Raw genomic sequence first — 14,480 nt, 5'->3', positions numbered from 1 at the left:
GGGTTTCGCTAACCCAGTGACAGGATTTGTGAATTAGTGCCGGTAAGGGCTGAAACGGCCCGTTGCCAATCCGTTAAGTTTTAGATCTAATGCCTTCGCGCCGAAGACCAATTCCGACAAGGCGCGGGGAAGGGGGACAACGTGGGGCTCTTTACACCCAAAGCGGCGCCGCTCATCGGCGTCGATATCAGTTCGACCGCAGTAAAGCTGCTGCAGCTCAGTCAGGCAGGTGGACGCTACCGCGTCGAGCACTACGCCGTTGAGCCGTTGCCGCCTAATGCCGTCGTTGAAAAGAACATCGTCGAGGTCGAGGCGGTAGGCGAAGCCATTCGCCGCGCCCTGGCCCGGTCCGGGTCCAAGCTCAAGCACGCGGCAGCGGCCGTGGCGGGTTCGGCCGTGATCACCCGCATCATTCCCATGTCCGCCGATCTCTCCGAGGACGACCTCGAGGGGCAGATCCAGGTCGAAGCGAACCAGTACATCCCCTACCCGATCGAGGAAGTCAGCCTCGATTTCGAGGTCATGGGGCCGGTTCGCGACAACCCGGAAATGAATAACGTGCTTCTGGCGGCCTCCCGCACCGAAAACGTGGACATGCGCATCGCCGCGCTCGACCTGGGCGGTCTGACCGCCCGCGTGGTCGACGTCGAGGCCTTCGCCATGGAGAACGCCTTCGGGATGGTCGCCGACCAGCTCGCGGTGTCGCGCGACGCCCTGGTGGCGGTGGTCGACATCGGCGCGACCATGACCACGCTGGCGGTACTGAAGAACCAGCGGACCATCTACTCGCGCGAGCAGGTCTTCGGCGGCAAGCAGCTGACCGACGAAATCATGCGTCGCTACGGCCTTTCCTATGAGGAAGCCGGTCGTGCCAAGCGCAAGGGCGGCCTGCCCGAGTCGTACGAGATGGAGGCACTGGAGCCGTTCAAGGAGTCGCTGGTCCAGCAGGTCAGTCGCCTGCTCCAGTTCTTCTTCGCCGGTAGCGAATACAGCCGCGTCGACCAGGTGGTTCTCGCCGGCGGTTGCGCCGCGATCGACGGCATCACCGAGTTGCTCGAGCAGCAGCTGGGTGTGCCGTGCGTCGTCGCCAACCCCCTGGCGCGCATGTCGCTGTCCAGCCGCGTGCAGGCACAGACCCTGGCCCAGGACGCCCCCGCGCTGATGATTGCCGTCGGCCTCGCCATGAGGAGCTTCGACTGATGGCACGGATCAACCTACTTCCCTGGCGTGCCGAGCGCCGTAAACAGCGCGAGCGGGAGTTCTACATCCAGCTCGGTCTGGCCTTTGGCGCCGCCCTCGTGGTGCTGATCGGCTGGTCGCTGTGGATGGACGCCCGGATCGACAACCAGAACGAGCGAAACGACTACCTGACCACCGAGATCAAGCAGCTCGACGATCGCATCGCGAAGATCAAGGATCTGGAGAAGGTCAGGGCCGATCTGCTCCAGCGTAAGCAGATCATCGAACAGCTGCAGGCCAACCGCTCGCAGATGGTCCACCTGTTCGACGAACTGGTGAAGACGATCCCGGCATCGGCTCGCCTGGCCGGCATGAAGCAGTCGGGTGACTCGATGTCGCTCGATGGCGTCGCCCAGTCGAACTCCAGCGTGGCCGAGTACATGCGCAACGTCGAGGCGTCGCCCTGGATGGGCCATGCCGACCTGCGCAAGACCGAGAACACGCATGACGCCTCGCGCATGCCGTATGCCTTCGGTCTCGACGTCCACCTGAAGAGCCCGGGCGACAATCCGCAGGACGGCGCCCCCGCCGGTGCCTCCACGGTCGCCCCGCCGGCCGCCGCGGTGCCCGCGCCGCTGGTCAACGCCGCCAATGCCGTTACGGCCAGCCCGGGTGCTCCCGCACCCGCGGCGGCACCGGCTGCGCCTGCCACTCCGCCGGCGGCCACGCCTGCGGCTGCCGCCGCCCCGGCAGGAGTCAAACAATGAAATTCTTTGACGATCTGCGCAATCTCGATCGGCACAATGTCGGTGGCTGGCCGAAGCCCATCAAGATGTTTTTCACCGGCCTGGTCTTCGTGATCGTGGTGCTGGCTGGCTGGTACTTCCAGATCAGCAGCCAGCAGGACGACCTGGCCAGCGCCGAGTCCAAGGAAACCAGTCTCAAGTCCGAGTTCTCGCAGAAGCAGGCCAAGTCCGCCAATCTCGAGGCCCTGGAGCAGCAGCTGTCCGACATGCAGGACATGTTGCGGACCCTGCTGCGTCAGCTGCCGAGCAAGACGGAAATGCCCGAGCTGCTGATCGACATCTCGCAGACGGCGCTGGCCGCGGGCATCGAGACCGAGCTGTTCCAGCCCGGTCCGGAAACGCCGAAGGACTTCTACGCCGAGAAGCCGATCACGCTGCGCATGGTCGGTACTTACCACCAGTTCGGCACCTTCATCAGTGGCGTGGCCTCGTTGCCCCGCGTCGTGATTCTGACGCTGCACGACGTCTCGCTGAGCCCGAAGAGCACCGACAAGAAGGCGGCCGGCAACGGCCAGCTGGTTCTCCAGGGCACCGTGAAGACCTATCGCTACCTCGAGGACGACGAGACGCCGCAGGCGAAGAGCAAGCTGCAGAAGGGGAATAAGTGATGAATCGCCATTACTCCCTCGCCCGCCCGCTGGCCGTCGCGCTGTTCGGTGTCATTTCGCTCGCCGGTTGCACCAAGGGCACGTCCGACCTGCGCGAGTGGGTCGACGCCGAAAAACACAAGAAAGGCGAGCCGATCCCGCCGTTGCCGGTGATCCGCACGTTCGAGACGTTCGCTTACCAGGACCAGGGCGCGCGCGATCCCTTCAGCCCGAGCACGGCTGAAATGGACAGCAACGTCGCCAGTGGTCCCCGTCCGGACGAAAACCGTCCGAAGGAACCCCTGGAAATGTTCGGCCTCGACGCTCTCAAGATGGTTGGCACGGTTGGTGCTGGTGCAAACCTGGAGGCGCTTGTGAAGGATCCCGGTGGGGTGATCCATCGTGTCCATCGCAATGAGTACATGGGGCAGGCCTACGGACGCATCACGGCCGTTGGCGAGGATCGGATCGATCTGGTCGAACTGGTGCCGAATGGCTCGGGCGGCTGGATGGAGCGTCCGGCAAGCATCGCGGTCGGCGAAAAATAAGAACTCGGGGATGACGCACATGACGACCAAACTGAATCATCTGCCGGGTAGCGCGCGTCTTCGCACGCGCCGCTGGATCCTCGGCACCGCGCTGGCCTTCGCCGGCGGTTTCGCCAGTGCCGCGTCGGCGGAGAACACGTTGCAGAACGTGAGCTACGACGCGCAGCCCGGCGGCCGCATCGAACTCCGGCTGGCTTTCTCGGAAAAGGCACCGGATCCGAAGGTCTTCACGACCAACAATCCGCCGCGTATCGCGATCGACCTTCCGGACACCACCAACAGCTACAGCACCCGCCATCTCGATATCGGCAAGGGTTCGACATCGGGCGTGTCGGTGGTCTCCGCCGGTGGCAAGACCCGCGTCACGGTCGAGCTTTTCCGTGAGTCGGCATACCGCACGCGCGTCGATGGCAAGAACCTCGTCGTCACCGTGAACAACGGTCCGACGGGTGCCACGACGACGACGGCGACCGTTTCCGATCCGACCAAGGCGTTGCCTTCGTCAGCCGGCACGCCGGTATCGAACATCGACTTCCGTCGCGGGCCGAACGGCGAAGGCCGCGTGCTGGTCACGCTGGGCAGCTCGGCCACGACGCCGGAAATGCACCGCGAAGGCGACCACGTGATCGTCAGCCTGTCGGGTTCGTCGCTGCCGCCCAAGCTCGCTCAGCGTCTCGACGTGCTCGACTTCGCCACGCCGGTGCAGTCGATCGAATCGAAGTCGGCTCCCGGCGGTGCCCGCCTGGATGTCCGCACCAAGGGCGATGTCGAAGTCTCGGCCTATCAGAGCGGCAGCGATTATGTCGTCGAGGTGGCGCCGAAGAAGGCCGCCGCACCGACGGGCAAGGCCGCGAAGGGTCAGGATCCGACGTATTCGGGTTCGCGTCTGACCTTCAATTTCCAGGATATCCCGGTGCGTTCGGCCCTCCAGCTGATCGCGGACGAAGCCAAGCTCAATCTGGTCGCCTCCGACAGCGTCGGCGGCAGCGTCACCCTGCGACTGGTCAACACGCCGTGGGATCAGGCGCTGGACGTGATCCTGCGGGCCAAGGGTCTGGACAAGCGTCGCAGCGGCAACGTCGTCTGGATCGCTCCGCAGGCCGAGCTTGCCAGCTACGAGCAGAGCCTCGCCGACGCTCGTCAGAAGGCCCAGGATTCCGCGGAGCTGGTGTCCGATTACATCCCGATCAGCTACGGCAAGGCGGAAGACATCGCCAAGCTGCTGACCCAGGGCAGCATGCAGGGCGGCGGTGGCAGCAGCGGCTCCAATACGACGCGTGGCTTCCTGTCCCCGCGTGGCAGCGTCTCGTTCGACGACCGCACCAACACGCTGCTGATCAACGACACGCCGGACAAGATCCGTGACCTGCGCGAGCTGATCGGTACCCTCGATCGTCCGGTGCAGCAGGTGCTGATCGAGTCGCGCATCGTGGTGGCGACCGATACCTTCACCCGCGAGCTGGGTGTGCGCTGGGGCGTCCAGGGATACAACCACAACAACGCCAACCAGGTCGTCGGTACGTCGCCGGATCTGAGCAGCGGCTCCACCGGTACCACGGCCGGCGGCACGGGCGGTCTGGTTACCAGCGTCCACAACAGCGATGTCGGCTATACCAACGCTGTGAACCAGTACAACGCCAACGGCGGCACGGGGACGATCCCGACGCCTGCCGCGGTCACCCTGCCGGGTGGCTACAACGTCAACCTGCCGGTCGCGAACCCCTCGGGCAGCATCGGCCTGGCGATCCTGGGTGCGAACTATCTGGTCGACCTCGAGCTTTCGGCGGCGCAGACCGAGGGTCGCAGCGAGCTGATCTCGAGCCCGCGTGTGATCACGGCCAACCAGCAGGAAGCGGTCATCAAGCAGGGTCAGCAGATCGGTTATGTGACCTACCAGGCCTCGAGCTCCGGCGGCGGCGCGCAGAACGCCACGGTCCAGTTCAAAGATGCCGTGCTCGAGCTGCGTGTGACGCCGACGATTACCGCCGACAGCCGCGTGTACCTGAAGATCAACGTGAAGAAGGACGCGCTGGCCCAGTTCGTCGCCAGCCCGGGCGGCGGTTCGGTCCCGCAGATCGACACCCGCGAAATCAATACCTCGGTGCTCGTCGACAACGGTCAGACCGTCGTCCTCGGTGGCATCTACGAGATCACCAAGACGAACACGACCAAAAAGGTCCCGGGTCTTGGCGATATCCCCGGTCTGGGCGTGTTGTTCCGCAATACTTCGCGGACCAACGACAAGGCCGAGCTGCTGATCTTCGTCACGCCGCGCATTCTCAGCGATACTCTTCAATAAGTTTCAACGCTCCATTTGTCAAAGGCCCGCCTCTCGGCGGGCCTTTTTTTTGGCGCAACTGTGATTGCTATCCCGCTTTGCACCTCATTTACGGATCTATGATGGCGCACCGCCACGATGGTGGTAATGACGTTCGCCAAAAAGGAGCAGTGCCATGCGATTTGCAACAATGAAATTGCTTTTGGGAATGATTCTTACGGTGGCTTGTGCAGCGCTCACCGTTCCGCCAGTTAGAGCCGAATCGGTTTCAGGACAAAAGATCGATGCGGCGCTTGTCACGCAGATATGTAGCAATCAGGCACTTCCCGACGGGTATGTGGTCGTCAGTTCTGCCGTTGACACCTATAATTGCCCGGGTTCAAACGTTTATCGCTTAACGATTTCTCCGCCAAGCAACAATATCAGTGCGTGTTTTGGCTCAGGTTACCCGGCTCCATATTTTATTACCGCGATTACGACGAATGGCGTCATTAATTGCGCTGGGTATCAGTATGTGATGGTTCTTCAGCAGCCTCGTAATAGCTTGGCTGTATGCGCTAATGGGGTGATCTGGAGCCCCTGGGTAATTACTGCAGTGGCGCAGCAGGGCGGCAGTTGCTCGGGTTACGGGACGATCGTCATCTCGCAGCCCTCTGAAGGTTTGGCGATTTGCAGCAATTCGCCGATCCCCGCAGGTTGGACGGCCACAGGTGGCTCCGCCTCCATCACGTGTCAGCCTTACCTCCTGCAGAATCTCCATCGAACGAGTGTCGCTCGCGTGGCAACCGAAACGCCCTCGGGCGTGTACGTTCGCTCCGGAGATAGCGCTACGTTTGTTCCAGGGGACGAAGCTCGCTGAGTTACCAGCAGCGCGGGGGCAGATATTCCTCCGCGCTGTGCCCCTAAACTTCTCGACCTCGCTGTGGTCTCATCGGGGACTTCCACCGACACGAGAACCGCGATGTCCGAGACGCCAGCCGCCACGACCCCGCTCCAGGAGGCCTTCGTCCGCCTGCGCGAGGAACTGACCCGGGGCATCATCGGGCAACCTCACCTGGTCGAATGCCTTCTCATCGCCCTGCTGGCCGACGGGCACCTGCTGGTCGAAGGCGCGCCCGGTCTGGCCAAGACGACGGCCATCAAGGCGCTGGCGACGCGCGTGGAAGCCGACTTCCACCGCATCCAGTTCACGCCCGACCTGTTGCCCGCCGACCTGACCGGCACCGATATCTTCCGGTCGCAGACCGGCACGTTCGAATTCGAACGCGGGCCGCTGTTCCATAACATCGTGCTTGCCGACGAGATCAATCGCGCACCGGCGAAAGTCCAGTCCGCGCTGCTCGAGGCGATGGCCGAACGGCAGATCACCATCGGCCGCCGCACCTGGCCGCTGCCTGACCTTTTCATGGTGATGGCCACCCAGAACCCGATCGAGCAGGAAGGGACGTTCGCACTGCCCGAAGCCCAGCTCGACCGTTTCCTGATGCACGTGACCATCGGCTACCCGGACGCCGAGGCGGAACTCGCCATTCTCCGTCTCGCGCGTCAGCAGGCCCGCGAGGTCATGCACCCGGCGCCGCCACCTGCACACATGCTGCGCCCGGAGGACGTCTTCGCCGCGCGCGACGCGGTGCTCTCGGTACACATGGCGGCGCCGCTGGAGCTCTATATCACGCAGCTGGTCGTCGCCACGCGCGAGGCCGGCAAATACGGTGCGGAGCTGGCGCGCTGGATCGCCTGGGGTGCCAGCCCGCGTGCCACCATCGCGCTGGACCGCTGTGCGCGCGCGCACGCGTGGCTCGCCGGTCGCGATTATGTCCTCCCGGAGGATATTCACGCGATCGCCCACGAGGTGCTTCGCCATCGCGTGTTGCCGAGCTACGAGGCCGAAGCGGAAGGCGTGCGCGTGGATACGGTGATCGATCGCCTGCTGGATCTCGTGCCGCTGCCGTGAATGCCGCTGTCACCGACGTCGAAGGGCGCGTCCACGTCTCGCTCCCGGAACTGATCGCCCTGCGCTCCCGCGTCGCGCGTGCACCTGCTCCCCAGGTCGTATCGCGCGCTCCGCGACATGGCCAGCGCCCGGCGCGGCTGCATGGCCGCGGCATGGACTACGCCGAATCCCGCGTCTACCAGGCCGGTGACGATGTGCGCCGCATGGACTGGCGCCTGACGGCGCGAAGCGGTGTCGCGCATACCAAACTCTTTCAGGAAGAGCGCGAGGGACGCCTGCTGATCCTGCTGGACATGAACGCAAGCATGCGTTTTGGAACGCGCACGCGCTTCAAGTCCGTGCAGGCCGCGCGAGCGGCGGCGACAGCCGCCTGGTACGCACTGCGCGGCACGGAGCGCGTGGGCGTGCTTGCCTTTGGCGGACAACGCCAGGTCGTCAGGCCTCAGGGCGGAGCGCGTGGCGCGCTGACGGTGCTCGGTGCGATCGCCGCATGGGATGCGCTCCCCGCGGATGGCGATGAGTCGCTGTCTTCCGCGCTGCAGCGGGCGGGACGATTGATGCACGGTGCGTCGCGCGTGCTGTTGATCAGCGACGGATTCGCCGTGGACGAGGCCGCACGTGGCCGCATGCTCGGGCTGGTCGGCAAGGCTGAAGTCTCGGTGCTGGGCGTCGCCGATGCGCTAGAGCTCAGCGAACCGCCCGCCGGTCGCTACCCCTTCGCTTACCGCGGTACGCATTACGACATCGCGCTTCAGGGCGATCGACAGCGCGAAGAGTTCGCCCGCGGCCTCGGCGAAGGGCAGCGCAGACTGACCGCGCTGGCGGGCGGTCTTGGCCTGCGCGTGCGCACGATCGATACCACCGACGATCCGCTCGACGCGGTCACCGCGTTGCTGGGTACGAGGAGGACGCGCTGATGCCGGATCAGGGACCCCGCTTGCGCGATGTTCACGTGCCGCACGTGTCGGCGTGGTGGCCATTGGCACCGGGCTGGTGGGTGCTGGCCGCACTGCTGCTGATCGTGGTGGCGGTGCTGATCCTGGCCTGGCGCAGACGTGCCGCGTGGCATCGGTACGTCGACGGCACGTTGCAGGAACTGCGTGACGCATCGCGGCGCCATGCGCAGGACGGCGACGCCGCGGCGTTCGCGACGACGGTCAGTCAGCTGATCAGGCGCGTGGCGCGCACGCGCGATCCACGAAGCGTGACCCTGCGCGGCGCCGCGTGGCGTGATGCGCTGGTGTCGATGGCGCCCCGGCAGGATGTCACGCGCATCGCCGAGCTCGATGTCGCCTTGTACCGCCCCGCGGTATCGCTCGACGCATCCGTCGTGGCTCGCGACGCCGAGGCCTGGGTCCGCCAGGCGATGCGTCGCGACGCGCAGCGTCCGCATGCGGGGAGGGCGAAGACGCATGTCGGTGCCTGATTTCGCGTGGCCCTGGGTGTTCCTCGCGCTGCCACTGCCGTGGCTCCTGCGTCGCGTCCTGCGACCGGTGAAGCCAGCGCAGGCAATGAATCTTCCACAGCCTGGCCTGACGTTGATGCAGGCCGCCCGGATGCGTGCGCCATTCGCGTCGACGTTGTTGCTGGCGCTGGCGTGGCTCTGTCTGGTCACCGCGGCGGCACGGCCGCAGCGACTCGGCCCGCCGGAGCCGCAGCAGCGCAGCGGGCGTGCGACGATGCTCGCCGTCGATCTCTCGGGCAGCATGGCGCTCGACGACATGCGCCTGGCAGGACGCACGGTGACGCGTTTCGCCGCGGTCGAAGCGATCGCGGGCGATTTCATCGACCGACGTGCGGGCGATGAGCTGGGGCTCATCCTGTTCGGATCGCAGGCGTACCTGGTGACGCCGCTGACGTACGATCTCGACGCGGTGCGCGCGCAGTTGCATGGCGCCGTCGTCGGCCTGCCGGGACGGGAAACCGCCATCGGCGATGCGCTGGCTGTCGCCGTAAAGCGTCTCGCCGACATGCCCGAGCAGGCGCGCGTCGTCGTCCTGCTGACCGATGGCGTGAACAACGCGGGGTCGATCGCGCCGCGCGAAGCGGCACGCGCGGCGAAGGCCGCAGGCGTTCGTGTCTATACGATCGGCATCGGTGCCACAGCGATGCGCGTGCCCGACTTTTTCGGCAGCCGCACGGTCAATCCGTCGGCCGACCTGGACGTAGGCATGCTGACCGACATCGCTAACCAGACCGGTGGGCGGTTCTTCCGCGCAACGGATACGGATGAACTGGCGAACGCCTATCGGGCCATCGACGCGCTCGAGCCGGTGCCGCAGCAGGGCGCCGCCCTGCGTCCGCATGTCGAACTGTTTCGCTGGCCTCTCGTCGTCGCGCTGGGTTTGCTCGCGTTGGCCGCGCTGCCTCGTTACCTGGGTGGGAGAGTGCGCGCATGAGCACCTGGATCGCCGACTTTCATTTCCTCGAACCACGCTGGCTGTGGTTGCTGATCCTCGTGCCCGTCATCGGGTGGATCGTGGGGCGTCGCTCGGGAGAGTCCCGCGCCTTGTCCCGGATCGCGGACCCCGCCTTGCTTCCGTATCTGCTCGACGGCAAGCCCGCGGCATCGCGCGCGCCGGTCGCGGCGGTGGTCGCGGCATCGTCGCTCGCCGTGCTCGCGCTGGCGGGGCCCACATGGGATCGCCAGTCGCAGCCGCTGTTCGCGGAGCGAGCCGGGCAGGTCGTCGTGGTATCGATGTCACCGGACATGCTCGCGAAGGATATCGTTCCGGATCGCCTCAGCCGCGTGCGTTACAAGATCCGCGAACTGTATGCCGCGAACAAGGACGGCATGAACGCGCTGATCGCGTACACGGGCGAGGCATTCATCGTGGCGCCGCTGACCACGGATGCGCACAGCGTAGACGATCTGCTCACGGCGTTGTCGCCCGACACCATGCCGGTGACCGGCGATGATCCGGGCAAGGCGATCGACATGGCGGCGGACCTCATCCGTCACGCGGATCTGCGTGGCGGGTCGATCGTTCTCGTCACGGATCGCGCCGATGCATCCGCCGCGTCGGCAGCGCGCCGCGCGCGCGCGGCCGGCGCAACCGTGTCGGTGCTCGGCGTCGGTACGACGCGTGGCGGTCCCGTGCCGACCGGGGACGGCGGTTTCCTGAAGGACGATCGCGGCGATATCGCGCTGGCTGCCCGTGACGACGCGTCCCTGTCCGCCGTGGCATCCGCCGGCGGCGGCCGCTTCGTTCCCGTGGCGGATGGCGGCTCCGACGTCGCGGCGCTCCGGGCTTTTCTCAGCGGCGACGGTGACGGGAAGGCCGTCTCCGGCGCGAAGGCAGGTGAGTGGCAGGATCGCGGACCGTGGCTGCTCCTGCCCGTGCTTCTGCTGGTGGCGCTGGCGTTTCGTCGTGGCTGGTTGCTCGTTCTGGCGATGGCCTGTCTGCCATGGTCGCCGCCCGCTCATGCGGATGGTGTGGCCGATGCCTTCCGCACGCGCGATCAGCAGGCGGCGCAGGCCCTGCGCGAAGGCGATGCAAAGCGCGCACAGGCGCTTGCACGCGATCCTGCCCTGCGTGGTGCGGCGGCATACAAGGCCGGGGATTTCGCGGCGGCGGAGGCGGCGCTCAAGTCAGGCAAGGACGGCGATTCGCAGTACAACCTCGGCAACGCGCTGGCGAAACAGCAGCGCTACGAGGATGCGATTGCCGCCTACGACCGTGCGCTGCGCATCGATCCGCATGACGAGGACGCGATCGCCAATCGCAAGGCGGTCGCGGATTACCTGAAGCAGCAGAAAGACGGTTCGAAGCAGCAGCAGGACAAGGGCGGCAAGCAGGACGCGAAGAACGGGGACAAGGATCAGCACGGCCAGTCGGGGCAGCAGGACAAGGGCCAGTCGTCCGGGCAGCAGGACGGCAAAGATAAACAGGACGGCCAGAGCGGGCAGCCGTCGGGCGCCGATGGAAAAGGCGAGGATGCGTCCGACAAGGGCACGCAGAACAAGGCAGGCGAAGGCGAGGGAGGCGACAAGGCGAAGGACGACGGCAAGGGGCAGGCGCCGCAGGGCGACGCTACAGCCAAGTCCGCCGCCGAACAGGCGCAGGCCGATCGCGCCCAGGCGGCGCTCAAGGAAAAGATGGATCAGGCGCTCGCCGGTAAGGCGGGGCAGCCGGATGCGAAGGACGACGGCAAGGGGCACGATCTGGGCGCATTGTCCGCCAGCGATGCCGCGTCGAAATTGCCGCCGGACGTGCAGCGCGCGCTGCTTCGCGTGCCGGACGATCCGGGCGGTTTGTTGCGGAGAAAGTTCATGCTCGAGTATCAGCGTCGTCATGGAACGGAGCTGGAGGAATGACGATGCATCGCCTGATCCTCGCCTTCCTTCTGATGTGCGTGCCCGTCGTCGTCCTGGCACAAGCCAGCGGGCCAACGGCCTCGCTCGACCGAACGACGATCGGCGCGGGTGAAACCGTCACCCTGAACATCGAAGTCGCCGACGACGCCGACCCGTCGCCGGACCTCGCGCCACTCATGCAGGACTTCGTGGTTCTCGGCACATCCACCAGCCATAACCTCAGCATCATCAACGGGCGCCGTGAGGCGCATACCGTGCTCGGCGTCGCGTTGCGACCGCGTCGCGAAGGTCGTCTGACCGTCCCGTCGCTGGTCATCGGTGGGCAGCGGACACAGCCCCTCTCGGTGGAGGTCAGCGCCTCCGCCGATAACGGCGCGGTACCGGCGGAGAAGTCCGTCGTTCTCGAGGGCAAGGCGGATCCCGCGCAGGTGTATGTCGGTCAGCAGATCGATTACACGCTGCGCCTGTACTTCGCCGTCAATCTGGCGGATGGACAGCTCGGCGATCCGTCGGCGGAAGGGGCCGAGGTCCGCCGTGTGGGGCAGGACGCGAACTTCCAGATCGTTCGCGGGGGCCGGCGGTTCAACGTGGTCGAGCGTCACTACGCCATTTTTCCCCAGCGCGCCGGGGCGCTGTCCATCCAGCCGCCAGCCTTTCAGGGCACGGCGGTGGATCCCACGGACGCCAATGCGTTCTTCGGCGCGGGTTCGCCCGTCAATGCCGTGGCCGAGCCCAGCGGCATCCAGGTGCGCGCGCGTCCGACCGCTGCGGCCAGCGGTGCGTGGATACCCGCCCGCGAACTCAAACTCGCCCTCGACGGTGTGCCATCCGATGGCAAGGCCCGCGTCGGTCAACCGCTGACGCTGACCATGCGGCTCGATGCGACGGGCATGCCGTTCGAGGCGCTGCCGGCGCTGTCCCTGCCGACGCTCGACGGCGCGGACGTCTATCCCGACAAGGCGGTTACCGGTGGCGGCGTCAGCGGGCCGTGGATCACGGGCCACCGGCAGCAGGGCTTTGCCGTGGTGCCAACGCGTCCGGGAACCCTGCATATTCCCGAGACGACGCTGCACTGGTGGAACGTGGTGACCGACAAGGCCGAAGTGGCGACGTTGCCGGCACGCGACATCGAGGTCGCACCCGCCAGCGGCGCGGCGGTGGCCGCCGCCGGAACCACGCCGGTCGCGCAAACGGTCCGGCCGGACGCTTCGTCAGCGGCGGGCTCTACGGTTGTCGAAGCCGGCTTGCCGTGGCGATGGCTGTTCTTCGGTGCGCTCGCCTTGTGGTTGGTCACCGTCGGTATCTGGGTGATCCTGCGCCGACGCGGAGGGGTCGCCGCGGCCGTGAGGCCGAACGAGGCGACGCTATCGACGACCCGCGAACGTCCGGCGCGTGAGGTTTTTCTCAAGAGTGTCGACGCCGACGAGCCTGCCGCCATCGAGCGCAACCTGCTTATCTGGGCGCGCGCGGTGCAGCCATCGATACGCTCACTGGGTGCGCTGTCGACCGCTCTGGCCCCGGGCTCACAACCGGTCGCGATCGCCGGTCTGCAGCGCGCACGATTCGCTGGCGGCACGCTCGACCGGAGCGCCTTGCGGACGGCGTTCGCCAAGGGTTTCGTCTGGAAATCCGTCGGTGCCGCCGGCGACACGCCGGGCCTGCCGCCGCTCTACCCTCGCTAGGGGTTGAGCGCCGTCTCGTACGCGCGCGTCATCGCGGCACCGAACGTGCAGAAGATCACCTGCGCCGGCCTCCACGGCGCGCCGCGCAGGGTGTCGACGGCGACCCGGGCGGCCGCCTCGGGCGGGTAACCGTAGACCCCCGCGCTGATGGCGGGGAAGGCGATGGAGTCGATGCCGTGCTCCTTCGCCAGGGCCAGGCTGGCGCGGTAGCAGGCCGCCAGCAGCCCGGCTTCGCCGCGTGTGCCGCCGTGCCAGACCGGTCCCACGGTGTGAATCACGAAGCGCGCGGGCAGGTCGAACCCCGGCGTGATCCGCGCGTCGCCGGTGGGGCAGCGAACGCCTCGCGGGCTTTCGGGGAGCGCACGGCAGGCCGCCAGCAACCGCGGCCCCGCGCCACGGTGGATCGCGCCGTCCACGCCCCCTCCGCCAAGGAGGGATTCGTTCGCCGCGTTGACGATGGCATCGACGGCCAGCGTCGTGATGTCGCCTTCGCGAATCGTGAAGCTCATGGCTCAACTCCTTGTGACGGCACGCCCGCAATTGGCTACGATGGCGCCTTGTCAGTTCTGTATTGTTTCAGAAGGTTATGGCCGACTCGCTCAAAGTTGAAGACATCTCGTTCGCCTATCTCATCAACGACGTGACCTTGCTCTTCCGCAAGCACTTCGATCGGCGGGCCGTGCGCTTTGGGCTGACGCGCGCGCAGTGGCGTGCCCTGAAGGCGCTTCATCGCCGGCCAGGCATGCGCCAGAACGAACTGGCTGAGCAGCTCGATATGGAGCCGATCGCCGTGGGCAGGGTCATCGACCGCCTTCAGGCCGCCGGTTTCGTGGAGCGTCGCGCCGACCCCAAGGATCGCCGCGCCTGGCGCCTGCACGATACGGAGCAAGCCCGCGGGGTGATCGACGACATGGAAGACATCGCACGCGGCCTGCGCCGGGATGCGACGCAGGGCATCTCGCCCGACGACCTCCAGGTCATGCTGGCCGTCATGGACCGCATGAAGGAAAACCTCCAGGGCCTCGATGGTCCCGGCGAGGAACTCTGAGCGCCGGGTCAACCTCGGTGCCGGATATGCGTTAGCTTTTACGGATAGCCCACCCGAAAAAAAACCATGTCCGCGTCATC

14 protein-coding genes are annotated in these 14,480 nt (G+C 66.2%); 13 read left to right on the top strand and 1 reads right to left on the bottom strand.

Annotated elements, in window-relative coordinates:
* Nucleotides 1-141 precede the first annotated feature (141 nt).
* From FA87_RS16500 to FA87_RS16450, 12 genes are all read left to right on the top strand, one after another.
* The gene (locus tag FA87_RS16500) at nucleotides 142-1,200 is read left to right on the top strand and encodes a pilus assembly protein PilM (protein WP_036110152.1); all 1,059 of its coding nucleotides are present in this window, start codon (nucleotides 142-144) and stop codon (nucleotides 1,198-1,200) included.
* Nucleotides 1,200-1,946, top strand: coding sequence for a PilN domain-containing protein (locus FA87_RS16495; RefSeq protein ID WP_036110156.1), 747 nt, complete (start codon nucleotides 1,200-1,202; stop codon nucleotides 1,944-1,946). The genes FA87_RS16500 and FA87_RS16495 overlap by 1 nt, the downstream gene beginning before the upstream one ends.
* The gene (gene pilO, locus FA87_RS16490) at nucleotides 1,943-2,593 is read left to right on the top strand and encodes a type 4a pilus biogenesis protein PilO (RefSeq protein WP_036110159.1); all 651 of its coding nucleotides are present in this window, start codon (nucleotides 1,943-1,945) and stop codon (nucleotides 2,591-2,593) included. The genes FA87_RS16495 and pilO overlap by 4 nt, the downstream gene beginning before the upstream one ends.
* The gene (locus tag FA87_RS16485; protein WP_036110163.1) at nucleotides 2,593-3,120 is read left to right on the top strand and encodes a pilus assembly protein PilP; all 528 of its coding nucleotides are present in this window, start codon (nucleotides 2,593-2,595) and stop codon (nucleotides 3,118-3,120) included. The genes pilO and FA87_RS16485 overlap by 1 nt, the downstream gene beginning before the upstream one ends.
* A gap of 19 nt (nucleotides 3,121-3,139) precedes the next feature.
* On the top strand, nucleotides 3,140-5,419 hold the full coding sequence (locus FA87_RS16480) for a type IV pilus secretin PilQ (protein WP_052191524.1): 2,280 nt from the start codon (nucleotides 3,140-3,142) through the stop codon (nucleotides 5,417-5,419).
* 154 nt (nucleotides 5,420-5,573) lie between these two features.
* Entirely contained in the window at nucleotides 5,574-6,257 is a 684-nt protein-coding gene (locus tag FA87_RS20840) for a hypothetical protein (protein WP_156128581.1), read from the top strand.
* Between the two features lie 102 nt (nucleotides 6,258-6,359).
* Complete coding sequence (locus tag FA87_RS16475) at nucleotides 6,360-7,352, top strand: MoxR family ATPase (protein WP_043696076.1); 993 nt, start codon at nucleotides 6,360-6,362, stop codon at nucleotides 7,350-7,352.
* The gene (locus FA87_RS16470; protein ID WP_043696073.1) at nucleotides 7,349-8,269 is read left to right on the top strand and encodes a DUF58 domain-containing protein; all 921 of its coding nucleotides are present in this window, start codon (nucleotides 7,349-7,351) and stop codon (nucleotides 8,267-8,269) included. The genes FA87_RS16475 and FA87_RS16470 overlap by 4 nt, the downstream gene beginning before the upstream one ends.
* Before the next feature lie 20 nt (nucleotides 8,270-8,289).
* Nucleotides 8,290-8,778 (top strand): DUF4381 domain-containing protein, encoded by a 489-nt coding sequence (locus FA87_RS20035; protein WP_197062436.1) that lies wholly within the window; start codon nucleotides 8,290-8,292, stop codon nucleotides 8,776-8,778.
* Nucleotides 8,771-9,751, top strand: coding sequence for a VWA domain-containing protein (locus tag FA87_RS16460; RefSeq protein ID WP_043698355.1), 981 nt, complete (start codon nucleotides 8,771-8,773; stop codon nucleotides 9,749-9,751). The genes FA87_RS20035 and FA87_RS16460 overlap by 8 nt, the downstream gene beginning before the upstream one ends.
* On the top strand, nucleotides 9,748-11,670 hold the full coding sequence (locus tag FA87_RS16455; protein WP_043696070.1) for a tetratricopeptide repeat protein: 1,923 nt from the start codon (nucleotides 9,748-9,750) through the stop codon (nucleotides 11,668-11,670). Before FA87_RS16460 ends, FA87_RS16455 begins: the two co-directional genes overlap by 4 nt.
* Before the next feature lie 2 nt (nucleotides 11,671-11,672).
* On the top strand, nucleotides 11,673-13,352 hold the full coding sequence (locus FA87_RS16450; protein WP_043698354.1) for a BatD family protein: 1,680 nt from the start codon (nucleotides 11,673-11,675) through the stop codon (nucleotides 13,350-13,352).
* Here FA87_RS16450 and FA87_RS16445 read toward each other — a convergent pair.
* Nucleotides 13,349-13,861: an O-acetyl-ADP-ribose deacetylase gene (locus FA87_RS16445; protein ID WP_043696067.1), complete on the bottom strand. Its 513-nt coding sequence runs from the start codon at nucleotides 13,859-13,861 to the stop codon at nucleotides 13,349-13,351. The two genes, FA87_RS16450 and FA87_RS16445, sit on opposite strands and share 4 nt — an antisense overlap.
* A 77-nt stretch (nucleotides 13,862-13,938) precedes the next feature.
* Between FA87_RS16445 and FA87_RS16440 the strand changes: the two genes are divergently transcribed.
* Entirely contained in the window at nucleotides 13,939-14,400 is a 462-nt protein-coding gene (locus FA87_RS16440) for a MarR family transcriptional regulator (RefSeq protein ID WP_036110181.1), read from the top strand.
* The last annotated feature ends 80 nt before the right edge of the window (nucleotides 14,401-14,480 follow it).

The organism is Luteibacter sp. 9133 (assembly GCF_000800155.1).
Classification (GTDB): Bacteria; Pseudomonadota; Gammaproteobacteria; order Xanthomonadales; family Rhodanobacteraceae; genus Luteibacter; species Luteibacter mycovicinus.
This window is presented reverse-complemented; position numbering and strand designations above follow the sequence as displayed.